This is a genomic window from Burkholderia sp. HI2714 (assembly GCF_002223085.1).
In the GTDB taxonomy this organism is placed as follows: domain Bacteria; phylum Pseudomonadota; class Gammaproteobacteria; order Burkholderiales; family Burkholderiaceae; genus Burkholderia; species Burkholderia lata_D.
Window position 1 is genome coordinate 235,949 of record NZ_NKFM01000015.1, and the last position, 22,313, is coordinate 258,261.

24 protein-coding genes are annotated in these 22,313 nt (G+C 67.0%); 12 read left to right on the forward strand and 12 right to left on the reverse strand.

Annotated elements, in window-relative coordinates; all coding sequences use genetic code 11:
• Positions 1-53: 53 nt before the first annotated feature.
• Together CFB82_RS05645 and CFB82_RS05650 are read right to left on the reverse strand one after the other, a co-directional pair.
• The gene (locus CFB82_RS05645) at positions 54-521 is read right to left on the reverse strand and encodes an NINE protein (protein ID WP_089473226.1); all 468 of its coding nucleotides are present in this window, start codon (positions 519-521) and stop codon (positions 54-56) included.
• Positions 522-630: 109 nt separating this feature from the next.
• Positions 631-1,770 carry a PQQ-dependent sugar dehydrogenase gene (locus tag CFB82_RS05650; RefSeq protein ID WP_089483640.1) on the reverse strand — a complete coding sequence of 380 codons (1,140 nt, stop codon included), beginning with the start codon at positions 1,768-1,770 and terminating at the stop codon, positions 631-633.
• 153 nt (positions 1,771-1,923) lie between these two features.
• Between CFB82_RS05650 and rpsP the strand changes: the two genes are divergently transcribed.
• The 6 genes from rpsP to CFB82_RS05680 all read left to right on the forward strand — a co-directional run bounded on the left by rpsP (position 1,924) and on the right by CFB82_RS05680 (position 6,053).
• Positions 1,924-2,178, forward strand: coding sequence for a 30S ribosomal protein S16 (gene rpsP, locus CFB82_RS05655; protein ID WP_006476550.1), 255 nt, complete (start codon positions 1,924-1,926; stop codon positions 2,176-2,178).
• Between the two features lie 42 nt (positions 2,179-2,220).
• Complete coding sequence (gene rimM / locus CFB82_RS05660) at positions 2,221-2,898, forward strand: ribosome maturation factor RimM (protein WP_089483557.1); 678 nt, start codon at positions 2,221-2,223, stop codon at positions 2,896-2,898.
• 1 nt (position 2,899) lies between these two features.
• Positions 2,900-3,694: a tRNA (guanosine(37)-N1)-methyltransferase TrmD gene (gene trmD, locus CFB82_RS05665; protein WP_006476548.1), complete on the forward strand. Its 795-nt coding sequence runs from the start codon at positions 2,900-2,902 to the stop codon at positions 3,692-3,694.
• A 133-nt stretch (positions 3,695-3,827) separates the two neighbouring features.
• A complete protein-coding gene (gene rplS / locus CFB82_RS05670; RefSeq protein ID WP_006753174.1) occupies positions 3,828-4,220 on the forward strand; it encodes a 50S ribosomal protein L19 in 393 nt (130 codons plus the stop codon).
• Between the two features lie 87 nt (positions 4,221-4,307).
• Positions 4,308-4,994, forward strand: a complete 687-nt coding sequence (locus CFB82_RS05675; RefSeq protein WP_069247448.1) for a CoA pyrophosphatase — start codon at positions 4,308-4,310, stop codon at positions 4,992-4,994.
• Between the two features lie 120 nt (positions 4,995-5,114).
• Entirely contained in the window at positions 5,115-6,053 is a 939-nt protein-coding gene (locus CFB82_RS05680; protein ID WP_089483558.1) for a CobD/CbiB family protein, read from the forward strand.
• A gap of 64 nt (positions 6,054-6,117) precedes the next feature.
• Here CFB82_RS05680 and CFB82_RS05685 read toward each other — a convergent pair whose 3' ends face one another.
• From CFB82_RS05685 to CFB82_RS05695, 3 genes are all read right to left on the reverse strand, one after another.
• Positions 6,118-6,435, reverse strand: a complete 318-nt coding sequence (locus CFB82_RS05685) for a hypothetical protein (protein WP_089483559.1) — start codon at positions 6,433-6,435, stop codon at positions 6,118-6,120.
• Between the two features lie 66 nt (positions 6,436-6,501).
• Positions 6,502-7,443: a ribosome small subunit-dependent GTPase A gene (rsgA, locus tag CFB82_RS05690; RefSeq protein ID WP_069247449.1), complete on the reverse strand. Its 942-nt coding sequence runs from the start codon at positions 7,441-7,443 to the stop codon at positions 6,502-6,504.
• A complete protein-coding gene (locus CFB82_RS05695; protein WP_069247450.1) occupies positions 7,440-8,699 on the reverse strand; it encodes a M48 family metallopeptidase in 1,260 nt (419 codons plus the stop codon). Before CFB82_RS05695 ends, rsgA begins: the two co-directional genes overlap by 4 nt.
• Before the next feature lie 117 nt (positions 8,700-8,816).
• Here CFB82_RS05695 and orn point away from each other — a divergent pair, with 117 nt between their 5' ends.
• Positions 8,817-9,437 carry an oligoribonuclease gene (gene orn / locus CFB82_RS05700; RefSeq protein WP_011351365.1) on the forward strand — a complete coding sequence of 207 codons (621 nt, stop codon included), beginning with the start codon at positions 8,817-8,819 and terminating at the stop codon, positions 9,435-9,437.
• Positions 9,438-9,453: 16 nt separating this feature from the next.
• On the opposite strand, the gene mog is transcribed toward orn, so the two are convergent.
• Together mog and yjgA are read right to left on the reverse strand one after the other, a co-directional pair.
• On the reverse strand, positions 9,454-10,074 hold the full coding sequence (gene mog / locus CFB82_RS05705; protein WP_046545213.1) for a molybdopterin adenylyltransferase: 621 nt from the start codon (positions 10,072-10,074) through the stop codon (positions 9,454-9,456).
• A complete protein-coding gene (yjgA, locus tag CFB82_RS05710; RefSeq protein WP_272481932.1) occupies positions 10,055-10,660 on the reverse strand; it encodes a ribosome biogenesis factor YjgA in 606 nt (201 codons plus the stop codon). Before yjgA ends, mog begins: the two co-directional genes overlap by 20 nt.
• Positions 10,661-10,787: 127 nt before the next feature.
• On the opposite strand from yjgA, the gene pmbA reads away from it, so the two are divergent.
• Positions 10,788-12,158, forward strand: coding sequence for a metalloprotease PmbA (pmbA, locus tag CFB82_RS05715; protein WP_039370934.1), 1,371 nt, complete (start codon positions 10,788-10,790; stop codon positions 12,156-12,158).
• 83 nt (positions 12,159-12,241) lie between these two features.
• Here the strand turns inward: pmbA and CFB82_RS05720 are convergent, their stop codons facing one another.
• Together CFB82_RS05720 and CFB82_RS05725 are read right to left on the reverse strand one after the other, a co-directional pair.
• The gene (locus CFB82_RS05720) at positions 12,242-12,742 is read right to left on the reverse strand and encodes a dihydrofolate reductase (RefSeq protein ID WP_089483560.1); all 501 of its coding nucleotides are present in this window, start codon (positions 12,740-12,742) and stop codon (positions 12,242-12,244) included.
• A 274-nt stretch (positions 12,743-13,016) separates the two neighbouring features.
• Positions 13,017-13,337, reverse strand: coding sequence for a hypothetical protein (locus tag CFB82_RS05725; protein WP_089483561.1), 321 nt, complete (start codon positions 13,335-13,337; stop codon positions 13,017-13,019).
• Between the two features lie 501 nt (positions 13,338-13,838).
• Here CFB82_RS05725 and CFB82_RS05730 point away from each other — a divergent pair.
• Together CFB82_RS05730 and CFB82_RS05735 are read left to right on the forward strand one after the other, a co-directional pair.
• Positions 13,839-15,236 (forward strand): sigma-54 dependent transcriptional regulator, encoded by a 1,398-nt coding sequence (locus CFB82_RS05730; RefSeq protein WP_089483562.1) that lies wholly within the window; start codon positions 13,839-13,841, stop codon positions 15,234-15,236.
• 41 nt (positions 15,237-15,277) lie between these two features.
• Positions 15,278-16,249 carry a thymidylate synthase gene (locus CFB82_RS05735; protein WP_089483563.1) on the forward strand — a complete coding sequence of 324 codons (972 nt, stop codon included), beginning with the start codon at positions 15,278-15,280 and terminating at the stop codon, positions 16,247-16,249.
• Between the two features lie 101 nt (positions 16,250-16,350).
• Here the strand turns inward: CFB82_RS05735 and CFB82_RS05740 are convergent, their stop codons facing one another.
• Together CFB82_RS05740 and CFB82_RS05745 are read right to left on the reverse strand one after the other, a co-directional pair.
• The gene (locus tag CFB82_RS05740) at positions 16,351-18,939 is read right to left on the reverse strand and encodes a DUF6600 domain-containing protein (RefSeq protein ID WP_089483641.1); all 2,589 of its coding nucleotides are present in this window, start codon (positions 18,937-18,939) and stop codon (positions 16,351-16,353) included.
• A gap of 162 nt (positions 18,940-19,101) precedes the next feature.
• Positions 19,102-19,809 (reverse strand): ArsR/SmtB family transcription factor, encoded by a 708-nt coding sequence (locus CFB82_RS05745; RefSeq protein WP_089483564.1) that lies wholly within the window; start codon positions 19,807-19,809, stop codon positions 19,102-19,104.
• Positions 19,810-20,005: 196 nt separating this feature from the next.
• On the opposite strand from CFB82_RS05745, the gene CFB82_RS43130 reads away from it, so the two are divergent.
• A complete protein-coding gene (locus tag CFB82_RS43130) occupies positions 20,006-20,146 on the forward strand; it encodes a hypothetical protein (RefSeq protein WP_164991999.1) in 141 nt (46 codons plus the stop codon).
• A 126-nt stretch (positions 20,147-20,272) separates the two neighbouring features.
• On the forward strand, positions 20,273-20,785 hold the full coding sequence (locus tag CFB82_RS05755) for an acyl-CoA thioesterase (protein WP_039370920.1): 513 nt from the start codon (positions 20,273-20,275) through the stop codon (positions 20,783-20,785).
• A gap of 52 nt (positions 20,786-20,837) precedes the next feature.
• Here the strand turns inward: CFB82_RS05755 and fumC are convergent, their stop codons facing one another.
• Positions 20,838-22,232 carry a class II fumarate hydratase gene (gene fumC / locus CFB82_RS05760; RefSeq protein WP_089483565.1) on the reverse strand — a complete coding sequence of 465 codons (1,395 nt, stop codon included), beginning with the start codon at positions 22,230-22,232 and terminating at the stop codon, positions 20,838-20,840.
• Positions 22,233-22,313: the final 81 nt, after the last annotated feature.

Genomic DNA, 22,313 nt, shown 5'->3' on the forward strand with positions numbered 1-22,313 from the left:
GCGTGCCAAACCGGCGCAGGGCGCAGGGCGCCGGTGCGTAGCGGCCGTTACGCTTACTGCGAAATCTGCTTGGCTGCTTCGACCTGTGACTCAAAGTACGTCTGGAACGACAGCGCGAGTGCGGTCATCAGCAGGAATGCACCGATCAGCAGCGAGAAGATCACCACGAAGATCACGGTCCAGCCCGACTTGCTGTGCTTGCCCGTCTCTGCGTTGAATTGCACGTCCCATTTTTCGTCGGGGCGCAGCCCGTAGACGAGCGCGGCGAGAAACGCTGCCAGCAGCGAGATCGCGCCGGGAACGGCAAGCCACCAGCCGAGGCCCGCGCTGCGCTGGGTTGCGGCGAGCAGGAGGAAGCCCGGGATGCCGACGATCGTCGCGAGCAGGTGCGCCCAGCCGAACACGTCGCGGAAGCCATACAGATAGAAGCGGTGCGCGCCGAGCGATCCGAACAGGAACGCGAGGGCGGCGGTGAGCGTCTTGGAGCGAAAGCGGCGGGACGGTGCGGTGCTGCTGGACATGGATGGCGGCGTATTGTCGTTGGCATGGGCGGCCGGCGGGCCGGCGCGGGCACGCGGCCCGGCACGCATTCTACGACGCCCGGTCGGGCCCGGTCACCCCTGTCCTGCGTCAAGGTGCCGCATAGGTCACGCGGTAGATCGCGCCCGCGTAGTCGTCGCTGACGAGCAGCGAGCCGTCCGGCAGCGGCAGTACGTCGGCGGGGCGTCCCCATACCGTGCCGTCGGGCCGCAGCCAGCCCGTGACGAACGGGGTCTGGCGCGCCTGGCTGCCATCCGCCGAGACGACGACGCGCATCACGCGGTAGCCGACCTTCGTGCTGCGATTCCATGAGCCGTGTTCGGCGATGAAGACGTTATTGCGATACGACGCCGGAAACATCGACCCTGTATAGAAGCGCATGCCGAGTGCTGCGACGTGTGCACCGAGTTTCAGTACGGGCGGCACATAGCGGCGACATACGTCGGCGCTGCCGAATTCGGGGTCGGGCGTGTCGCCGCCATGGCAGTACGGGAAGCCGAAGTCGAGGCCGGCGCGCGGTGCGCGGTTCAGCTTGTCGTCGGGCACGTCGTCGCCCATCATGTCGCGCCCGTTGTCGGTAAACCAAAGCTCGCCCGAATCGGGGTGCCACGCGAAGCCGACCGTATTGCGTACGCCGCGGGCAACAACCTCATTCCCGCTGCCGTCCGCCTTCATGCGTGCGATGATCGCGTAGCGGCTGCGATCGGCGAGACAGACGTTGCACGGTGCGCCGGTCGGTACATACAGCTTGCCGTCGGGGCCGAACGCGATGAATTTCCAGCCGTGATGGTGTTCGGTCGGCAGCGCGTCGGTGACGACGGCAGGTGCGGGCGGCGTGGCCAGCCGGTCGTCGATGCGATCGAGACGCAGGATGCGTGAGACGGCGGATATATAGAGGGCGCCGCCGCGGTAGGCGACGCCGACCGGCATGTCGAGCCCGGACGCTACGACATAGCGCGCGCTGATCCGGCCCTCGTGCATCACGAACGCGTGAACGCGGCCTTCCCGGGTGCCGACATACAGGATGCCGCGCGGCGACCACGCCATTTCGCGCGCGGTCGGTACCGCGTCGGCCAGCACTTCGACGTGGAAGCCGGGCGGCACGACGAGTTCGCCCACCGGCAACGGCGCGGCAAACGCCAGTGCGGACGCGAGGCAGGCAAGGCCGGCAAGCAGCGCCGCGAAACGGTGCTGCGCGCGGCGCATCGAGGCGGCGCGAAGGGGCGGCATGACGGTGTGGAACGTCCCGGACACGACGATTGTATGCCCGGCGGACAGGCCGCCTCCGGATTTTTTACGCGTAAGTGTTTGTTGTACCTCTGGTTTCCGGCTATAATCGCGTGTTTCAGTAGTTTCGAACCCGGTTTTCCCGAAGGACATCATATGGTTATCATCCGTCTGGCTCGTGGCGGCTCGAAGAAGCGCCCGTTCTACAACATCGTTGCTACCGATTCGCGCAACCGTCGTGACGGCCGCTTCATCGAGCGCGTCGGCTTCTACAACCCGGTCGCTACGAAGGGCGAATCGCTGCGTATCGCTCAGGATCGTCTGACGTACTGGCAAGGTGTTGGCGCGCAACTGTCGCCGACCGTCCAGCGTCTCGTGAAGGAAGCGCAAAAGGCGCAACCGGCTGCCTAACATGGCACGGTGTGCCGGTCGTGCCGGCTGTGAGGTGCATTGATGGCGGGTCACGATTCCGGTAATGCAAGGCGCGGGCGTGCGTCGTTTGGCGCATTCGTCCGCAAGCCGGTCGAGCGCGACGTTGTCGCGAACGCCGGTCAGGCTGCCGAGCAGGGCAGTCTCGAAGTGGCGCAAGCCTGGCCCGACGATGCCGTCGAGGTCGGCGCGGTGGTCGACGCCTATGGCCTGAAGGGTTGGGTCAAGGTGGCGACGCATGCCGACGCCGGCCGCGGTGGCGATGCGCTGCTCAAGGCGCGCCACTGGTGGCTGGAACGCGGTGCGGAGCGGCTTTCCGTCCGCATCATGCAGTCGAAGGCGCACAGCGACACCGTCGTTGCGCAACCCGCGGGCGTCAGCGACCGCGATGCCGCGTACGCGATGCGCGGCTTTCGCGTGTTCGTGCGCCGGGAAGATTTCCCGGCATTGGCCGCGGACGAATTCTATTGGGTCGACCTGATCGGTCTCGACGTCGTCAACGAGCAATCGGTGGCACTCGGGAAGGTGAGCGGGATGATCGACAATGGCGTGCATTCGATCATGCGTGTCGAGTATCCGGCGACCGGCAAAGACGGTCAGCCGACCACCGACGAGCGGTTGATTCCGTTCGTCGGCGTATACGTCAAAACGGTGGATCAGGCGGCGCGTCGCATCGTCGTCGACTGGGAAGCCGATTACTGAAATGAACCAGGTTACCGAGAGCGCGGTGCAGTTCGACGTCGTCACGCTCTTTCCCGAGATGTTCCGTGCACTGACCGACTGGGGGATCACCAGCCGGGCCGTCAAGCAAGGGCGCTTCGGGCTGCGCACCTGGAATCCGCGTGATTTCACGACGGACAACTACCGCACGGTCGACGATCGTCCGTACGGCGGTGGTCCGGGCATGGTGATGCTGGCCAGGCCGCTCGAAGCCGCGATCGACGCCGCGAAAGCGGCACAGGCGGAGCAGGGCATCGCGAGCACGCGCGTCGTGATGATGTCGCCGCAAGGCGCGCCGCTCACGCATGATCGTGCGGTGCGGATGGCGCAGGAACCCGGCGTCGTCGTGCTGTGCGGTCGCTACGAAGCGATCGACCAGCGCCTGCTCGATCGTTGCGTCGACGAGGAAATCAGCCTCGGCGATTTCGTGCTGTCCGGCGGCGAATTGCCGGCGATGGCGATGATGGATGCAGTCGTGCGGTTGCTGCCCGGCGTGCTGAACGATTCGCTGTCGGCCGTGCAGGACAGCTTCGCCGATGGCCTGCTCGATTGTCCGCACTACACGCGCCCCGAGGAATACGACGGCGTGCGCGTACCGGACGTGCTGCTCGGCGGGCATCATGCCGAGATCGAGAAGTGGCGGCGTCAGGAAGCATTGAGGAATACGTTGCGGAAGCGGCCGGACCTGATCGTCCGGGCGCGCCGCGAGAAGTTGTTGAGCCGTGCCGACGAGGCGTGGCTCGCGAACCTCGCACGCGAAGCGAAGGACGCCTCCTGAGGCGGCTGCGCGAGCGGGAATTGGCGGTGCCGTACATGCGTGTGCGGCGCCTGATGTGAATCCATCCTCTATCGGGGCCAGGCCTGGAAGCAGGCGGGTGTGAACGCCGACACGATGGCATAAGGAGTCAGTAATGAATCTGATCGCAAAACTTGAGCAGGAAGAAATCGAGCGCGCGCTCGCCGGCAAGACGATCCCCGAATTCGCCCCGGGCGACACGGTGATCGTGAACGTGAACGTGGTTGAAGGTAACCGCAAGCGCGTTCAGGCTTACGAAGGCGTCGTGATCGCGATTCGCAATCGTGGTCTGAACTCGAACTTCATCGTCCGCAAGATCTCGTCGGGCGAAGGCGTCGAGCGTACGTTCCAGACGTACTCGCCGCTGCTGGCAAGCATCGTCGTGAAGCGTCGCGGTGATGTGCGTCGTGCGAAGCTGTACTACCTGCGCGAGCGTTCGGGCAAGTCGGCTCGTATCAAGGAAAAGCTGGTGTCGAAGGATCGCGCCGCAGCAGCTTCCCAAGAGTAAGAGCTGTAAGGAAAAAGCACCCAACCGGGTGCTTTTTTCATTCTGGCGCGAGAATATGCTCGATACGACACGAACCCGAGAGCCCCATTGAATCGCCGCCCCATCATCGATCCCGAAGTCCTGCCGGTCGAAGGCACCGGCGCCGGCCTGCCGGCCATCGATTCCCGCCTGATGACGCCGTCCGGCCTGCGCGACCGTTTCGCGCGCACGCTCGAATGGAGCGTCGAGCCCGGTGAGGCGAGGCTGCAGGAGGGCGTCGATCCACGCAGCGCGGCCGTCCTCGTGCCGCTCGTCGTCCGCGAGTCCGGCCTCACCATGCTGCTGACCCAGCGCGCCGACCACCTGAACGACCACGCCGGGCAGATCAGCTTCCCCGGCGGTCGTCGCGAACCGTTCGATCGCGATGCAACCGCCACCGCGTTGCGCGAGGCGAAGGAAGAGATCGGTCTGGCAGACGAGCGTGTCGAGATCCTCGGCGCGCTGCCCGACTACCTGACCGGTACGGGCTTTTGCGTGACACCGGTGGTCGGCCTCGTGCATCCGCCGTTCACCGTGCAGGCCGACACGTTCGAAGTGGCCGAGATTTTCGAGGTCCCGCTCGCGTTCCTGATGAATCCCGCGAACCATCAGGTCCGTGTGTTCCGCTGGGAAGGCGGCGAGCGTCGTTTTTTTGCGATGCCCTATCCGAATGGCGAACCCGGCGGGCATTACTTCATCTGGGGCGCAACTGCCGGCATGTTGCGCAATCTGTACCGCTTCTTGGCCGCCGGCTAGGCGTGCACGGTTGTCGGCGCGCGTGGCCGGCTGGCGGGCGATTGCACCGGCAGCCATCCGGTGCTTACGCTGTGCTATCGTTATGCAAAAAATGACATAACTCCGAAGACGGCGCCACGCATGACTTTCTTTTCGGTTCTCCTCGCTCTCATCATCGAACAGGTCCGCGCGTTGTCGCCGAACAATCCGGTGTTCGCGCTCTTCCAGTTTCATGCGGAAACCGTCGCGCATGGTCTCGACGCGGGCAAGCAGAAGCACGGCATCCTCGCCTGGCTCGCGGTCGTGCTGCCGTGGGTGCTGATCGTCGCGCTGATCTATTTCCTGCTGTACAAGGTGAGCTTCGTGCTCGCATTCATCTGGAACGTCGTCGTCGTGTATTTCACGCTCGGCTTCCGTCAGTTCAGCCATTACTTCACCGACATCCACCTCGCGCTCAATAACGACGACGTGCCGCGTGCGCGCGAAATCCTGCACGAGTGGACGGGCCTCGACACGGTCGACATGCCGGTCGGCGAAATCGTCCGCCATACGCTGATTCACGCCGTGGTCGCATCGCATCGCCACGTGTTCGGCGTGTTCTTCTGGTACGTGCTGCCGATCGGCCCGGCCGGTGCCGTGCTGTACCGGATTTCCGAATACCTCGCGCGCAGCTGGTCGACGCCGGGCGACGACCGCACGGCGGCTTTCTCGACGTTCGCGCAGCGCGCGTTCTTCGTGATCGACTGGATTCCGTCACGACTGACCGCGCTCGGCTTCGCGATCGTCGGCAATTTCGAGGACGCGATCTATGCGTGGCGCAACCACACGCGCCAGTGGCCCGATCCGAACGATGGCGTCCTGCTGGCAGCCGGCAGCGGAGCACTCGGCGCCCGTCTCGCGGGGCCGCTCGCGGAACCGTCGAGCCTCGACGCGCTGGCAGTCGGCGACAGCGGTCCGCTGACGGTCGGTGACGATTGCACGCCGCGCACGCTGCAATCCGCGGTGGGCCTCGTCTGGCGTGCGGTGATCCTGTGGATGATTCTGCTGCTGATGCTGACGCTCGCCGTCTGGGTGTCGTGACGGGGCAGTGCGGTACCCGATGAAAGGCAGAAGGCCGGCTTGAAGCCGGCCTTTTCGCTGTGGGTCAGTCGTCCAGCGGATCGCGCACGGCGCCGCATTGCCAGCATGCGGTGAACTGGGCTTCGAGCGCCTCGCCGCACTGCCGGCAACGCCACGGCGCCGCGCCGGCCGACGGGCCGTGCGATGCGGCATCGAGGAGCCGGCGTGCGAGCGCGTCGTCGCGTTCGTCGTCGAGCCACAGTTCGGGCGTGCACGCGTCGGCGGGCAGGCCGCCGAGCGCGCCGGTCGCGTAGCAGTTATGCAGTTCGCAACCGATGCCGGCCACCTGAAGCACGTTGGCCCGATGCTGCGCCGTCGCGAGATCGGGTGCCTTGAAACGCATCGCGGCTCCTGTCGGTGAAAGCCGGCCCGCATGGCACCGGCTGGCCGCCGCGCGCGTGCCGCGCGCTCAGCGGACGATCTGGCTCGCCTCGTGCACGAGCTGCGCATACAGCGCATGCCGCGACGGTGCGATGCGGCCGTCGGCGACAGCGTCGAGAATCGCACAGCCGGGTTCGTGCAGATGATGGCAATTATAGAAACGGCAGTCGGCCAGCAGCGGCCGGAACTCAGGAAAGGCGCGCTCGAGACGGCCTTCCGTCAGGTGGTAGAGGCCGAATTCCTGGAAGCCCGGCGAATCGATCAGCGCGCCGCCGCCTGCCAATGGGTAGAGGCGCGTGAACGTCGTCGTGTGACGGCCGCTGTTGAGCGCGGCCGAAATCTCGCGCGTGGCGGCTTCGGCATCGGGAACGAGCAGGTTCACGAGCGTCGACTTGCCCATCCCGGACTGGCCGAGCAGGATCGTCGAATGCCCGGCGAGGTGCGGCATCAGTTGTGCGCGCGCGTCGTCGGGCGAGCCCTTCACCGACAGCTCGAGCACGTCGTAGCCGAGGGCGCGGTAGGGCGCGAGGCGCTCGCGCGCGACCGGCAGCGCGGCTTCGACGTCGATCTTGTTCAGCACGACGAGTGGCTTCAGCTCGTTCGCCTCGGCGGCGATCAGCGCGCGGCCGAGCAGGTCCTCGCTGAAGTAGGGCTCGGTCGCGAGCACGATCAGCAGTTGATCGAGGTTGGCCGCGAACAGCTTCGACTTGAACTGGTCGGAACGGTACAGCAGGTTGCGCCGTTCGCCGATCTCGACGATGACGCCCTGGTCGGCCGACGCGAGTTCGTACGCGACACGGTCGCCGACCGCGATCTCGCTCTTCTTGCCGCGCGGGAAGCACTGCAGCATCGGGCCGCCGTCGTCGGGCGCGACGATGTAGTGGCGCCCGTGTGCCGCGATCACGCGGCCTTCGGCACGTTGCGCGCCCGACGCGCGCGGGGCCGGCTTGCGGGAGGTCGGCCGGCTCATGCGTGCTGCATCAGGCGGTCGATCCGCTGCGATGCGGGCGGATGCGAGTAGTAGAAGGCCGTGTAGACGGGGTCGGGCGTCAGCGTCGACGCGTTGTCCTCATAGAGCTTCACGAGCGCGCTGACGAGATCCTGTGCGTCGGTCTGGCTGGCCGCGAATGCGTCGGCCTCGAATTCGTGCTTGCGCGACGTGAGGCTGCTGAACGGCGTCGCGAAGAACAGGAACACGGGAATCGCGAGGAAGAACAGCACGAGCGCGGCACCCGCGTTGCTCGTGTCGAGCGACGGCGTGACGCCGAGCCCCGTGTAAAACCACGTGCGTTGCGCCAGCCAGCCGAGCAGCGCAAGCAGCACGAGGCTCAGCACGAACGACACGAGCATCCGCTTCATCACGTGGCGGCGCTTGAAGTGGCCGAGTTCGTGCGCGAGCACGGCTTCGATTTCCTGGCCGGACAGGCGCGCGAGCAGCGTGTCGAAGAACACGATCCGCTTCGACGCGCCGAAGCCCGTGAAGTACGCGTTGCCGTGCGCGGAGCGGCGGCTGCCGTCCATCACGAACAGCCCCTTCGCCGCAAAGCCGCAGCGCTTCATCAGCGACTCGATGCGCGCGCGCAGCGCGTCGTCCTTCAGCGGCTCGAACTTGTTGAAGATCGGTGCGATGAAGGTCGGGTAGATCAGCAGCACGAGCATCTGGAACGCGACCCAGACGATCCAGGTCCACAGCCACCACAGGCTGCCGGCCTGGTTCATCAGCCACAGCACGACGAACAGCAGCGGCAGGCCGAGCGCGGCGCCGAGCAGCGAGTTTTTCAGCATGTCGGTGAAGAACAGCCGCTTCGTCATCCGGTTGAAGCCGAAACGCTGTTCGATCCCGAACTGGCGGTAATACTCGAACGGGACGTCGATGACGCCCGTGATCACGAGCACCGCCGCGACGAGCGCGACCTGCTGCCCGTAGCCGCGGCCGAGCCAGCCGGTGAGCAGCGTATCGAGTGCGCCGACGCCGCCGAGCAGCGTGAGGCCGACCAGCACGGCCGCGCTGACGACGATTTCGAGCATCGTCAGCCGGGTGCGCTCGACCGTATAGTCGGCCGCGCGCTGGTGGGCGGTCAGCGGGATGGTTGCGCTGAACTGCGCGGGGACGCCGTTGCGGTGCGCCGCGACGAAGCGGATCTGCCGCGACGCGAGCCACAGCTTGGTGACGACCATCGCGAGCACGGCGAGCGCGAACAGCAGGGTGAACGAAAAGGGTGACATCGAAGGCGCCAAAGGGTTCTATGCGAGAATTATATGTTCTTGCGGACCGGCCCCGCTGATGCGATGCCGGCCGCCCGGGCGGCGCCGCGCGCCGTCCGCCATTTTCCAGGATGACTCATGACCGATACCGCCGCTTCCACCAGCCAGCCCGCGCTCGTGCGCAACGAGTTGAACCTCGTCTGGCTCGACATGGAGATGACGGGCCTCGACCCGGATAACGACCGCATCATCGAGATCGCGGTCGTCGTGACCAATTCCACGCTCGACATCGCCGTGGAAGGCCCCGTGTTCGCGATCCACCAGAGCGACGAAACGCTCGCGAAGATGGACGACTGGAACAAGTCGACGCACGGCCGTTCGGGCCTGATCGACCGCGTGCGCGCGTCGACTGTGACCGAGGCGGAAGCCGCCGAGCAATTGCAGGCCTTCCTCGCGCAGTACGTGTCGCCCGGCAAGTCGCCGATGTGCGGCAACTCGATCTGTCAGGACCGCCGCTTCATGGCGCGCTGGATGCCCGAATTCGAGCGATTCTTCCACTACCGCAACCTCGACGTCAGCACGCTCAAGGAGCTGTGCCGACGCTGGCAGCCCGCGATCTACAAGGGCTTCCAGAAGCGGGCGATGCACACGGCGCTCGCGGACATCCACGAGTCGATCGACGAGCTGAAGTACTACCGCGAGCATTTCCTGATTCCGGCCGCGTCGGCTTCGGCAGGCGAGTCCGCGCCGGCCGCCTGAGCGGGCCGGCACGCGCCTAGCGCGGCGCGCGCTGAGCGCTTTTCGGCCGGAATGCCGCGACCACCGCGGCGTCGGTCTCGATGTAAGGGCCGCCGATCAGGTCGATGCAGTAGGGCACCGCGGCGAAGATGCCGGGCACGGTCGACTTGCCGTCGGCATCACGTAGCCCTTCGAGCGTTTCCCGGATCGACTTCGGCTGGCCGGGCAGGTTGATGATCAGCGCCGCATGGTCGGCCGTCTCGCGGATCACCGCGACCTGCCGCGACAGGATCGCGGTCGGCACGAAATTCAGGCTGATCTGCCGCATCTGTTCGCCGAATCCCGGCATTTCCTTCGTCGCCACGGCCAGCGTGGCCTCGGGCGTCACGTCGCGGCGCGCCGGGCCCGTGCCGCCCGTCGTCAGCACGAGGTCGCACCCCGCGACGTCGACGAGCTCGGCGAGCGTGGCGGAGATCGTCGGCGCGTCGTCCTGGATCAGGCGCGTTTCGGCGCGCCACGGCGACACCAGCGCGCCGGCGAGCCACTCCTGCAGCGCCGGAATGCCCTTGTCTTCGTAGACCCCCGTGCTCGCGCGGTCGCTGATCGACACGAGGCCGACGACGAGCTCGTCCGGGTGGTTACGCTTCGTCGTCGTCATGGTCGTCTCCGGCGTCATCCGCCGCTTCGTCGTCCGCATGGGACGTGCCGCCGGCGGTCTTGATCCACTGGAACAGCTCGCGGAAATAGCGCGGCGGCTTGCCTTGCTGCGCTTCCTTGCGTGCGTTGCGGATCAGCGTGCGGCCTTCCTGGATGTCGGCTTCCGGGTGCTGGCGCAGGAATTCGGTCAGCGCGTCGTCGCTCGCGAGCAACTGTTCGCGGGTGCGTTCGATCCAGTGCAGGCGGGCCGTCGCGGCCTTGTTCACGCCGCGCTGCGCGTCGAGCGCGGTGCGCAGCGCGGCCGTCTCGTCGTCGGTCAGCGAGCGCATCACGCGGCCGACGTACTGGAGCTGGCGGCGCTTGCCTTCGTGATCGGTGATCCGGCGCGCCTCGCGCACGGCGTCGCCGAGGCTTTCGGGCATCGGCATGCGTTTCAGCGCGTCTTTCGGCAGATCGACGAGTGCCTGGCCGAGCACCTGCAGCTCGTGCATCTCGCGCTTCAACTGGGATTTGCTGGGGCGATCGTAGCCATTGTCGTCCTCTTCGGCGGCATGCTCGATCGGCTGGATTCGGGTTTTGCGTGTCATGGACGGCATTGTATCGCGCCGCGGACACCCCAAGCTTGTCGGTGTCCGGCCCCGGACCTTGCTATGATCGCGGGATACGTAATATTTTGAACATGCGGGCGCCCGCCCGCCACCGGATACCAAGACGATGGCAGCCAATCTCGACGTACAAGCGCGCTATTTCCCGCACACGCAGGACCAGCTCAAAGAAATCGCCTCGGACATCCTTCGCCATGCGAAGGCGCTCGGCGCGACGGACGCCGCGACCGAAATCTCCGAAGGCGACGGCCTGTCGGTGTCGGTGCGCCGCGGCGAAGTCGAAACGATCGAGCACAACCGCGACAAGATGGTCGGCGTGACCGTGTTCATCGGCAAGAAGCGCGGCAACGCGAGCACGTCGGATTTCTCGCCGGGCGCGATCAAGGATACCGTCGCCGCCGCGTACAACATCGCGCGCTTCACGGCCGAGGACGAGGCGGCCGGCCTGGCCGAAGCCGAACTGCTCGAAACCGACCCGCGTGACCTCGACCTCTACCACCCGTGGGCGCTGTCGGCCGACGAGGCCGTCGAACTTGCCCGCCGTGCGGAAGACGCCGCGTTCGCGGTCAGCCCGCAGATCCGCAACTCGGAAGGCGCGAGCGTGTCGGCCCAGCATTCGCAGTTCGTGCTGGCTACGTCGCGCGGTTTCCTGTCCGGCTACCCGTACTCGCGTCATTACATCGCATGCGCGCCGATCGCGGGCAGCGGCCGTCACATGCAGCGCGACGACTGGTATTCGTCGAAGCGCAGTGCGATCGATCTCGCGGCACCCGAAGCGGTGGGCCGTTACGCGGCCGAGCGTGCGCTTGCGCGGATGGGCGCGCGCCGCCTCGATACCCGCAAGGTGCCCGTGCTGTTCGAGGCGCCGCTCGCGGCCGGCCTGCTCGGCGCATTCGTGCAGGCGGTGAGCGGCGGTGCGCTGTACCGCAAGACATCGTTCCTCGTCGACAGCCTCGGCAAGCCGGTGTTCGCGCCGCATATCCAGGTCGTCGAGGATCCGCACGTGCCGCGCGCGATGGGCAGCGCGCCGTTCGACGAGGAAGGCGTGCGCACGCGTGCGCGCAGCGTCGTCAAGGACGGCGTCGTCGAAGGCTATTTCCTGTCGACCTATTCGGCGCGCAAGCTCGGCACGCAGACCACCGGCAACGCGGGCGGCTCGCACAACCTCGCGCTGCGCAGCTCGAACACGCAGGCGGGCGACGATTTCGACGCGATGCTGAAGAAGCTCGGCACGGGCCTGTTGCTGACCGAGCTGATGGGGCAGGGCGTGAACTACGTGACGGGTGACTATTCGCGCGGTGCGGCGGGCTTCTGGGTCGAGAACGGCGTGATCCAGTATCCGGTCGAGGAAATCACCGTCGCGAGCACGCTGCAGGAAATGTTCCGGCATATCGTCGCGATCGGTGCCGATTCGATCGTGCGCGGCACGAAGGAAACGGGCTCGGTGCTGATCGAGCAGATGACGATCGCCGGGCAGTAAGCGGCGCGCGGCATCGGCCGCCATCCAACGAAAAAGCCCGACCGGCGCGAGCCGGTCGGGCTTTTTTCATGGTGCGTGACGCGTCAGCCGCGCTTGCGCTCGTAGACGACGAACGCATAGCCGAACGTATTCGGCGCGGCCGCCTGGTGCGCATCGCGCGACACTTCCTGCCACTGCGCGGCGTCGGGTGCCGGGAACGAGGCGTCACCTTCGAAGTCGGCATCGATCTCGGTGACGACCAGCTTGTCGGCGAGTGCGAGCCCTTCGGTGTAGAGTTGCGCGCCGCCGATCAGGAACGCCTCGGGCGCGCCGTCGCGTGCGGCGAGCGCGAGCGCATCGGCGAGCGACGTGACCGTGTCGCAGCCGTCGAAGCGTCGCGTCGCGTCGCGCGTGACCACGATATTGCGGCGGCCCGGCAGCGGCCGGCCGATCGACTCGTGGGTCTTGCGGCCCATCACGATCGGTGCGCCCATCGTCGTGCGCTTGAAGAAGGCCAGATCCTCGGGAAGTTTCCAGGGCAATTGGTTGTCGCGGCCGATGATGCCGTTGCGGGCACGCGCGACGATCAGGGTCAACGTCGTCATGAAGGTCGGGGAAAGGAAAACCGGAATGGCGCCGATTTTACCGGAACGGCGGCACGCGCCGGTTCCGGGGGCGCGCATCCGCCTTTCTGCAATGCGCGCCGCGACGCCCGAGGCAAGGCGTCGCGGCGACGGAATGAATAAAAAGAGTGCCCGCCGGGGGACGGAGCACAAAAACCGCATTGTGTTGCGAGCGTGACGATACCGGCATCGGGTCGATGCTGGCCGGCTCGCTCAAATCAATACGGCGTCCTGATCAAATGGATCGACGCGTGCATCACTGATGCGTACTGCCTTGCGTGGTGCCTTCCATCGCGTGCTGCCAGTCGCCCGGATGCGGTGCGGGAAGTGGCATCGGCAATTGAGGCGGTGGCGGGATCTCGTCCCACAGGGTCACCGACGTCCTGCCGGCCGGCAGCGGTTGCGGTGACGACACGGTCACGATGCCGAGCCCGTTGCCGTGTTGCATGCCCGGCGCGTTTGCCGCAAGCAGCATGGCGCGATCCGGATTCGTGCCTTCGTCTGCGCGTGCGGGCGGGCCGGCGGCCGCGACCGCAATGGTCACCGACACGAAAGAAAGTAAAAGATGTTTTCGCATGGTCGCTGTCTCCGACGGTTTCCATGTTCAGCGAAATGCATGCCATCGCGCCGGGACCGTTGTCGAGACTGCGATTCGCGCTCAAGCGTTGCGAATCGCGTCGGAAAACGGCTGAAAATGTTTCAGGCCTGAAACGAGGGGGCTCGGGAATACTGCGGATTCAATCGACACGCTTCAAGGATGAAAATCGTCGCAAGTGTTGATGACAGAGCGATCGCTGCGCCGGGGGCTATGTGCAGACGATTGACATGCATCGACCTCCTGAGCGATACGGCCGCATCGCCCACCGCGCTGAAACCGGATTGTCGTATTCAGTGCCTACAACTAAGCTGTCTTGATCAAAATAACTGGACGCGAGATAAGCGCCATCATGCGAGGCTTTGTCGTCGCCACGCATCGGCATGGCGAATCGAGCCGCCTTCGGCTGACCGATTCGATCCTTTTCGCACGCGACGTGGCGTGCGCGGCAATCGTTAGACGGTTGATGAACGGGGTGAGCATATGGGCGCCGATCAGCGGCACGTGGTCTACTATTCGCGCGAACCGAACGACGCGTTGCGCGGCCATTTCGACGAATGCGGTTGGCGTGTCGATCTCGCGGAGACCGTGCGAGACGTACGACGCGTCGTGCAGCATGGTATCGCAACGGCCGGGCTGCTCGATTTTTCGCCGGGCTTCAAGCCTTCCGACCTGCGCGAACTCGAATCCTGTCTGAGCATTCAGCACATCGGCTGGATCGCGGCGACGCGCCGCGGCCAGTTGCAGGACGCTACGCTGCGCCATCTCATTCGCGACTACTGTTTCGACTACGTGACGATGCCGTACGAGACGGCGCGGATCGTCGAGACCGTCGGCCATGCACACGGAATGATCGCGCTGACGGAAACCGTTGCGCCGCCCGTCGGTGCCGGACGCAGCGAAGGCGAAATGGTCGGGACCTGTGATGCGATGCTCGGGCTCTTCAGGACGATACGCCGCGTCGCGGCGACCGACGCGCCGGTATTCATCTCCGGCGAATCGGGTACGGGCAAGGAACTGACGGCGGTCGCGATTCACGAACGTTCGTCGCGCGCGCAGGCGCCTTTCATCGCGATCAATTGCGGTGCGATTCCGTCGACGCTGTTGCAGGCCGAACTGTTCGGCTATGAGCGCGGCGCGTTCACCGGCGCGAACCAGCGCAAGATCGGCCGCGTCGAGGCCGCCAACGGCGGCACGCTGTTTCTCGACGAGATCGGCGACTTGCCTCTCGAAAGCCAGGCGAGCCTGCTGCGCTTCCTGCAGGAAGGCAAGATCGAGCGGTTGGGTGCGCACGTGTCGGTGCCCGTCGACGTGCGCGTGATTTGCGCGACGCATGTGGACATGGAAGCGGCGCTGCGCGAAGGGCGGTTCCGCGAGGACCTGTTCCATCGCCTGTGCGTGCTGAAGATCGAGGAGCCGCCGCTGCGCGCGCGCGGCAAGGACATCGAGGTGCTCGCGCGCCACATGCTCGAGCGTTTCAAGGGCGACGCGCATCGTCGCCTGCGCGGCTTTTCCCCTGACGCGGTCGCGTCGCTGTACGGCTATTCGTGGCCGGGCAACGTGCGCGAGCTGATCAATCGCGTGCGCCGCGCGATCGTCATGTCGGAAGGCCGGATGATCACCGCAGCCGATCTCGAGCTGAACGACTTCGCGACGCTCGCGCCCGTATCGCTGCTGGAGGCGCGCGAGGCGGCCGAACGGCAGGCGATCGAGCAGGCGCTGTTGCGCCATCGCGGCCGTTTCGCGGATGCGGCGCGCGAACTCGGCGTGTCGCGCGTCACGCTCTACCGGCTGATGTGCGCACACGGCATGCGCGATCGCGGCGACACGCTGGCAGGGTTTTCAGCGCCGTCGCCGGAGCTGCCTCGCCACGCTTGCTAAAATTGGCGGGTACGGCCGCCCTCGCGGCCGAAGGAACCCGCATGAAACAGTATCTCGATCTCGTTCGTACCATTCTCGATACCGGCACCTGGCAGGAGAACCGCACGGGGATCCGCACCATCAGCATGCCGGGCGCGATGCTGCGCTTCGACCTGCAGCAAGGCTTCCCGGCCGTGACGACCAAGAAGCTGGCATTCAAGTCGGCGATCGGCGAACTGGTCGGCTTCCTGCGCGCGACGCGCAGCGCGGCCGATTTCCGCGCGCTCGGCTGCAAGGTGTGGGATGCGAATGCGAACGAGAACGCGCAATGGCTCGCGAACCCGTATCGCCAGGGCGTCGACGATCTCGGCGACGTGTACGGCGTGCAATGGCGCCAGTGGCCGGGCTACAAGGTGCTCGACGCGGGCGCCGACGCGCAGATCGCCGATGCGACGCGCCGCGGCTTCCGGATCGTCACGCGTTTCGACGAAGACGGCGCGCCGAAGGTGCTGCTGTACAAGGCGATCGACCAGTTGCGCCAGTGCTTGGACACGATCATGGAGAATCCGTCCGACCGTCGCATCCTGTTTCACGCGTGGAATCCGGCCGTGCTCGACCAGATCGCGCTGCCCGCGTGCCACCTGCTGTACCAGTTCCTGCCGAATGCGACGAAGTGCGAAATCTCGCTGTGCCTGTACATCCGCAGCAACGACGTCGGCCTCGGCACGCCGTTCAACCTGACGGAAGGGGCCGCACTGCTGGAACTCGTTGGCCGGCTGACGGGCTACACGCCGCGCTGGTTCACGTACTTCATCGGCGACGCGCACATCTACGAGAACCAGCTCGACATGCTGCAGCGCCAGCTCACGCGCGAGCCTTACGAGAGCCCGCGGCTCGAGATTGCCGAGCGCGTGCCGGAATACGCGAAGACGGGCGTCTACGCGCCCGAGTGGCTGGAACAGATCGAGCCGTCCGATTTCTCGCTCGTCGGCTACCGCCACCATGAGCCGCTGACCGCGCCGATGGCGGTCTGATCGAGCAAGCCGGGGCGCGCGGATGCATCGAGCCGCGCCCGTAGAAAAATGGCCCGACCGGCTGATCCCGGTCGGGCCATTTTGTTTCACGTTTGCGGCGCTTACTGGCGATGCCGCTCTTCGTGACCGCCTTGCGGCGGCGGGTTGCTCGGGTGGGGCGCCTCGACGTGCGGTGCCGGTTGCGGCCGCGGTTCCATGCGCGGTGCGGGCATCGACGGGCGCGGTTCCATGCGTGGCGCCGGCTGCGGTCGCGGCTCCATACGCGGCGCGGGCTGTGGCCGCGGCTCCATGCGCGGCGCCTGTGGTTGCGGGCGCGGCATGTCAGGCACGGCGGGGGCCGGCGGACGGTACTCGTTCACACGGGGCGGCGCGACTTCGCGATGCGGCGCCGGTTGTGCGAATTCGGGGTGCGGTTGCGGCGCAGGTGCCGCCCGTTCCGGTTGCGATTGCCCATGCTGGGCCGGCGACTGGAAATCGGGGCGCGGACGCGGCTGCGGAATCTGCGCGGTGCTGTCGAGCCGCGGTTGCGGCAGGGCGCGCGGCGCTTCGTTCCGGCTGCCGGGCTGCGCGCCCTGCGGCGTCGGCACGCCTTCCGGATGTGGCACCGCCGCGCTGCGCACGGGCGGCAGCGCATTCTGTCCCGCCGCGTGGAGTGCGGTCGGCGGAGCAGGGCGTTGACGTTCCATCGGTGTGTGCGGCTGCATCCACGCGGGTGACGGCGTCTCGGCCGCATGTGCATTGCCGATGCCCGCCGGACCGTTGTTCGCGACCGGCGGATGCGGGACGCCGTTGCCGGGCCCGAATGCCTGATGCGGCACCGGGTTGCCGGGCGCCTGCGGCATGCCGCCGTTGGCGAAACGCGGTGCGTTGGGGGTTTCGCCGTTCGCCGGCCGCGCGACATTCGGCGTGCCCGGTGTCGGTGTGCCCGGTATCGGTGTGCCCGGCCGCCCGGCCTGCACGGCGGCCGGCTGGCCTTCGCGAGGCGCGCGAGCCGGTTGCACGACGGGGCCGTGCGGATTCACGAGCTGCACGTTGTGCATCGCCCATGCGCCGCCGTCCGGCTTGCCCGGAACGCGGACCGGGCGAGCCGTATAGTCGGCCGGCACGTTCGTCTTCACGACAGGTGCGCCGGCACCCGGTACGCGTCCGCCTTGCTGCGCGAGATGGGCCGCCGCGTGGTCGAGATACGCGGCCGGCACGGCGGGATTGCGCGTCGCGACGTACGGATGCTGGGCAATCGCTGCAGGCGGACGGTAGCTCGCATTGCGCAGCCCGCCCGTGAAGCTCTGGCGCACCGGCGCAATGCCCGGTGTCCCCGGCGTGACTTGCGTGTTGCGCCATTGTTGCGGATCGACGTGCTGCGAGAAATGCGCGACCGGCTGGCCGTGCACGAACGCGGAGGCCGGTACGGCCGTGATCGCATGCGGCGCGCGGAAGTTCACGTACGTCTTGTTGATGTTGGTGATATTGGTGATGTTCGTCACGTTCACGGTCTTGTTCACGTTGACGTTGTTCACCACGATGTTGCGGTTCACACGGTCGTAGTAGTGCGGGCTCCAGCCGCCCCACCCCGGATGCCACGATTCGCCCGGGCCGAGCGCGAACCACGCGCAGCCGGCCGCGGCGACGCCGCCCACCGTGAGCGCGACGCTCCAGTCGGGGCCGCCGCCCCCGCCCACGAACGCGACGAGTGCCGGCGCATAGACCGGCGGCTGGCTGACGACCAGCGGGCCCGGTACCCAGGCCCAGCTATCGTCCACGTATGCCCAGCGGCCGTAGTGATACGGCGCGAAACCCCAGGGCGCGTCGTCGACCCACGTCCAGCCCCACGGTGCCTGCCAGATCCAGTGGCCGTCGTGATACGGCGCCCAGTCGGCCGGCGTGTCGTTCGGCACCCATACCTGGCCGTAATTCGGCGTTTCGCGCCATGTGCCGTTCGCGTCGAGATCCTGGTAGCCGGGCATGTCGCGGGACACGTAGCGAGCCGACACCGAGCGCTCCTCGGCCGCGTCGCGGCTGGCGGCCCACTGGTCGAGCGGATCGGGGCCCGGGGCGGCGGATTGCTGGGCGACCTGCAGGTCGGTGCCCGTGAACACGACCTGCTGCCCGGGCGACAGCGGGTACTGGCCATTGCTGCCGTAGACGGTCGCACTGCCGCTGCGCACCGTGACCGTCGTGCTCGTGCCGTTCGGCGCGACGTCGACGCGATAGTCGCCGGGGCCCGTGATGCCGAGCGCGAGGTTAGGCGTGTCGATTTCGTACGATCCGCCGGCCGACAGGTCGCGCACGTGCGTCGATACGGTGCCGAGCCCCACTTTCAGCTGGGTCGTCGTGTCGTCGAGGTTCAGTACCGACACACTCGTCGATTCACCGAGCCGCACCGCGGTCGAGCCGATGTGCAGTTCCGAGCGCGCACCGGCATCGTTCCAGAGCTGGTCGCCGGTCGTCAGCGGCCGGTTCACGGCGGCATACGACCACGTATCGGTGCCGGCCGGTTCGGTCGTCACGGCGCCCGACAGGTAATTGAGCCGCGCGACACGGCCGGGTGGATCGCCGCCCGGTTGCCGTGCCGCCGCCGCATAGGGCGGGGCGCCGGCCGATTGCGCGAATGCGGGGGGCAGTGCCGCAAGCGCGGCGAACGCGACCAGCGTGCAGCGAGCGGTTCGCTTGAGCGTGAACAGGGTGGCCATGGTGAGCGTCTTCGTCATTATCGCGGCGCGTCGATTCGTGCCGTTGAGTTCACAATATCCGCTCGGCCTGTTTCAATGCTCGGTGTTTTGTAAGTCGAATGGCTCGCGATGTAACAAAACCTGTCGATCGCGCGCCGTTGTCGTGCAGACGCAATCCAGGCGTCAAGCGGACGTAAGCCACCCGTCGAAAACCTGCTGTCCGGGCACCGTGACGCGCAGCACACGCGGCCGTGCGGCGCGCTCGATCCAGCCGTGCGCGCAGAAGCTCTCGAGCAGCGCCGCACCGAGTGCGCCGCCGAGATGCGAGCGCCGTTCGCTCCAGTCGAGGCAGCCGCATGCGAAGCGGCGCCGGCGCGTGCGTTGCTGCGCGACGTCGATGCCCCATTGCGCGAGCGCCCGGGTGCCGAGCTCGGTGGTTTCGATCGCATCGCCGTCGGCAAGCAGCCAGCCGCGCGCGGTGAGCCCGTCGAAGATACGCACCGCGAGTTCGCCGGCCATGTGGTCGTAGCAGGTGCGCGCATAGCGCAATTCGGCCGGGACCGTGCGGGACGGCGCCGGAACCGGGCGATACGGCGCGGCTGCACGCGCGACGTTCGCGAGCGCCTCGAGCGACGCCGCGATGTCGGCCGATGCAATCCGGTAGTAGCGGTGCCGGCCGCGCACGTCGAGCGCGAGCAGGCCGCCCTCGGTCAAGCGCGCGAGGTGGGCGCTTGCAGCGGACGGCGACAGCCCCGCGATCATCGTCAGCTCGCCTGCCGGTCGTGCGCTGCCGTCCATCAGCACCCACAGCATCGCGGCGCGCCCCGGGTCGGCGATCAGCGAGCCGATGCGGCTCAGGCCCGGAAAGTGGTGGTCGTCTTGGTCGGTCATCGTCGTGTCTCGTCAGGCGGGATGATCTTCAGTGTAGTGGGCGCGCGCATTCGATGTTTCGCTTTGGGCTGAAATGTCGGATGCACTGTCGCGGGCGTCGTCGATGCGGCGGAACCGGGCTGCGGCCGCTTGCGGGGCGCGCGTAGAATGGCCGAAAGCGGCTGCAGCGGGCGGCCGCACGTGACACGATGCAACGATGAAGACGATTTTCTGTTTGCTGGCGGCCGCGCTCGTCTGCGCGGCCTGTGCGCAGGGCGGTGCGGGCGCGTCCGGCGAGCGCGGCGGCAGCATCGAGATGTACGGAACGATCGATCAGGGCATCACGGTGCGCCGCTGACCGGTGCCGTGCGCGCGCCGGGCCAATCCCCGGCAGCCGCGCCACACGGGGCGCCCCGCGACGCGTTGCCGCAGCGCAACGTATAATGGCTCGATTACAGCGCCCCTGCCGCCTGGAGCCACCAAGATGTCCCAACCGTCCCCCGTACCGGCCGCCCTCGACCGCACCGAAACCGTATTCCGCTTCCTCGCCGAGCCGTCGTCCGTGAACTTCGGCGGCAAGGTGCATGGCGGCGCGCTGATGAAGTGGATCGACGAGGTCGCGTATGCGTGCGCGGCCGTCTGGTCGAGCCGCTATTGCGTGACGGTCAGCGTCGGCAACATCCGTTTCCAGCGTCCGATCATGGTCGGCAATCTGGTCGAGCTGAAGGCGCGCGTCGTCGCGACGGGCCGCACCAGCATGCACATCCATGTGTCCGTGCATGCCGGCGATCCGAAAGGCGGCATGCTGCGCCAGACGACCGATTGCCTCGTCGTGTTCGTCGCGGTCGACGAGAACGGCAACCCGGTGCCGGTGCCGCCGTTCGTGCCCGAGACCGACGAGCAGAAGGTGCTCGCGAAATATGCGGCCGACGTGCGGGCCGCGCTCGACAAGATCGTCGAGATGAAACCGGAAGAGGTCGCGAAGGGCGCGGTCTGACCGCTGCGGGCGCCGCATCGCGCCGCGCCCGTCATCCTGCCTCTTCCTGCCGTTACTGCGCCCCGATCATCTGCTCGGGACGCACCCATGCATCGAAATCCGCCTCGGTCAGGTAGCCGAGCGCGAGCGCGGCCGCCTTCAGCGTCGTGCCTTCCTTGTGCGCCTTTTTCGCGATCTGCGCCGACTTGTCGTAGCCGATGTGCGGATTGAGCGCCGTCACGAGCATCAGCGATTCGTTCAGCAGCAGGTCGATCCGCGAGCGGTTCGGCTCGATGCCCACCGCGCAGTGGTCGTTGAAGCTCTGCGCGCCGTCGGCGAGCAGCCGCACCGACTGCAGCACGTTGTGCGCGATCATCGGCCGGAACACGTTCAGCTCGAAATTGCCGCTCGCGCCGCCCACGTTGACCGCGACGTCGTTGCCGAACACCTGGCAGCACAGCATCGTCACGGCTTCGGACTGCGTCGGGTTCACCTTGCCCGGCATGATCGAACTGCCCGGCTCGTTTTCCGGAATCGACAGTTCGCCGAGCCCGCAGCGCGGCCCGCTCGCGAGCCAGCGGACATCGTTCGCGATCTTCATCAGGCCGGCCGCGACCGTCTTCAGCGCGCCGTGTGCGAACACCAGCGCGTCGGCGGCCGCCATTACCTCGAACTTGCTCGGCGCCGTCACGAACGGCAGCTTCGCGAGCCGGCCGATTTCATCGGCGACGCGCACCGCGAACTCCGGATGCGCGTTCAGCCCCGTGCCGACCGCGGTGCCGCCGAGCGCGAGTTCGTACAGGTGCGGCAGCGCCGATTCGACGTGACGGATGCCCTGGTCGAGCTGCGCAACGTAGCCGGAAAACTCCTGGCCAAGCGTGAGCGGCGTTGCGTCCTGCAAGTGCGTGCGGCCGATCTTCACGATGTCGGCGAACGCCTTCGACTTCGCATGGAGCGTCGTGCGCAGCGTGCGCAGCGCCGGCAGCAGGTGGTTGACGATCGCGTACGCGGCCGCGACGTGCATCGCGGTGGGGAAGACGTCGTTCGACGACTGGCCGCGGTTCACGTCGTCGTTCGGATGAACCTTGCGCGCTTCGCCGCGCTCGCCGCCCATCAGTTCGCTCGCGCGATTCGCGATCACCTCGTTGAGGTTCATGTTGGTCTGCGTGCCGGAGCCCGTCTGCCACACGGCGAGCGGGAATTCGCGCGGATGCTTGCCGGCGATGATCTCGTCGGCCGCTTCGATGATCGCGCGCGCCTTGTCGTCGGCCAGTACGCCGAGCGACTGGTTCACGGCCGCCGCGGCGCGCTTGACGATCGCGAGCGCGTGGATCAGCTCGGGCGACTGCTTCTCGGTCGAGATCCGGAAATTCTGCAGCGAGCGCTCGGTCTGCGCGCCCCAGAGCCGGTCGGCCGGCACGGCGATCTCGCCGAACGTATCGCGTTCCATCCGAACTGCTTCGTTCATGATCCACTCCTCCAGAAAAGGGGAAAGGCCGCGCGTGGTCGCGCGGCATCAGACGTAATCAGACGTATCGTGAGGCAGTCG

Excerpts from the sequence above, each read along its gene's own strand:
- CFB82_RS05685 (WP_089483559.1), bottom strand. The coding sequence starts at position 6,435 with ATGCGTTTCAAGGCACCCGATCTCGCGACGGCGCAGCATCGGGCCAAC.
- CFB82_RS05755 (WP_039370920.1), top strand. The coding sequence starts at position 20,273 with ATGTCCCAACCGTCCCCCGTACCGGCCGCCCTCGACCGCACCGAAACC.
- CFB82_RS05720 (WP_089483560.1), bottom strand. The coding sequence starts at position 12,742 with ATGACGACGTTGACCCTGATCGTCGCGCGTGCCCGCAACGGCATCATC.
- rpsP (WP_006476550.1), top strand. The coding sequence starts at position 1,924 with ATGGTTATCATCCGTCTGGCTCGTGGCGGCTCGAAGAAGCGCCCGTTC.
- CFB82_RS05740 (WP_089483641.1), bottom strand. The coding sequence starts at position 18,939 with ATGGCCACCCTGTTCACGCTCAAGCGAACCGCTCGCTGCACGCTGGTC.
- mog (WP_046545213.1), bottom strand. The coding sequence starts at position 10,074 with ATGACGACGACGAAGCGTAACCACCCGGACGAGCTCGTCGTCGGCCTC.
- CFB82_RS05725 (WP_089483561.1), bottom strand. The coding sequence starts at position 13,337 with ATGCGAAAACATCTTTTACTTTCTTTCGTGTCGGTGACCATTGCGGTC.
- trmD (WP_006476548.1), top strand. The coding sequence starts at position 2,900 with ATGAACCAGGTTACCGAGAGCGCGGTGCAGTTCGACGTCGTCACGCTC.
- CFB82_RS05645 (WP_089473226.1), bottom strand. The coding sequence starts at position 521 with ATGTCCAGCAGCACCGCACCGTCCCGCCGCTTTCGCTCCAAGACGCTC.
- rimM (WP_089483557.1), top strand. The coding sequence starts at position 2,221 with ATGGCGGGTCACGATTCCGGTAATGCAAGGCGCGGGCGTGCGTCGTTT.
- CFB82_RS05650 (WP_089483640.1), bottom strand. The coding sequence starts at position 1,770 with ATGCCGCCCCTTCGCGCCGCCTCGATGCGCCGCGCGCAGCACCGTTTC.
- rsgA (WP_069247449.1), bottom strand. The coding sequence starts at position 7,443 with ATGAGCCGGCCGACCTCCCGCAAGCCGGCCCCGCGCGCGTCGGGCGCG.
- pmbA (WP_039370934.1), top strand. The coding sequence starts at position 10,788 with ATGGCAGCCAATCTCGACGTACAAGCGCGCTATTTCCCGCACACGCAG.
- yjgA (WP_272481932.1), bottom strand. The coding sequence starts at position 10,660 with ATGACACGCAAAACCCGAATCCAGCCGATCGAGCATGCCGCCGAAGAG.
- rplS (WP_006753174.1), top strand. The coding sequence starts at position 3,828 with ATGAATCTGATCGCAAAACTTGAGCAGGAAGAAATCGAGCGCGCGCTC.
- CFB82_RS43130 (WP_164991999.1), top strand. The coding sequence starts at position 20,006 with ATGAAGACGATTTTCTGTTTGCTGGCGGCCGCGCTCGTCTGCGCGGCC.
- fumC (WP_089483565.1), bottom strand. The coding sequence starts at position 22,232 with ATGAACGAAGCAGTTCGGATGGAACGCGATACGTTCGGCGAGATCGCC.
- CFB82_RS05695 (WP_069247450.1), bottom strand. The coding sequence starts at position 8,699 with ATGTCACCCTTTTCGTTCACCCTGCTGTTCGCGCTCGCCGTGCTCGCG.
- orn (WP_011351365.1), top strand. The coding sequence starts at position 8,817 with ATGACCGATACCGCCGCTTCCACCAGCCAGCCCGCGCTCGTGCGCAAC.
- CFB82_RS05730 (WP_089483562.1), top strand. The coding sequence starts at position 13,839 with ATGGGCGCCGATCAGCGGCACGTGGTCTACTATTCGCGCGAACCGAAC.
- CFB82_RS05680 (WP_089483558.1), top strand. The coding sequence starts at position 5,115 with ATGACTTTCTTTTCGGTTCTCCTCGCTCTCATCATCGAACAGGTCCGC.
- CFB82_RS05745 (WP_089483564.1), bottom strand. The coding sequence starts at position 19,809 with ATGACCGACCAAGACGACCACCACTTTCCGGGCCTGAGCCGCATCGGC.
- CFB82_RS05735 (WP_089483563.1), top strand. The coding sequence starts at position 15,278 with ATGAAACAGTATCTCGATCTCGTTCGTACCATTCTCGATACCGGCACC.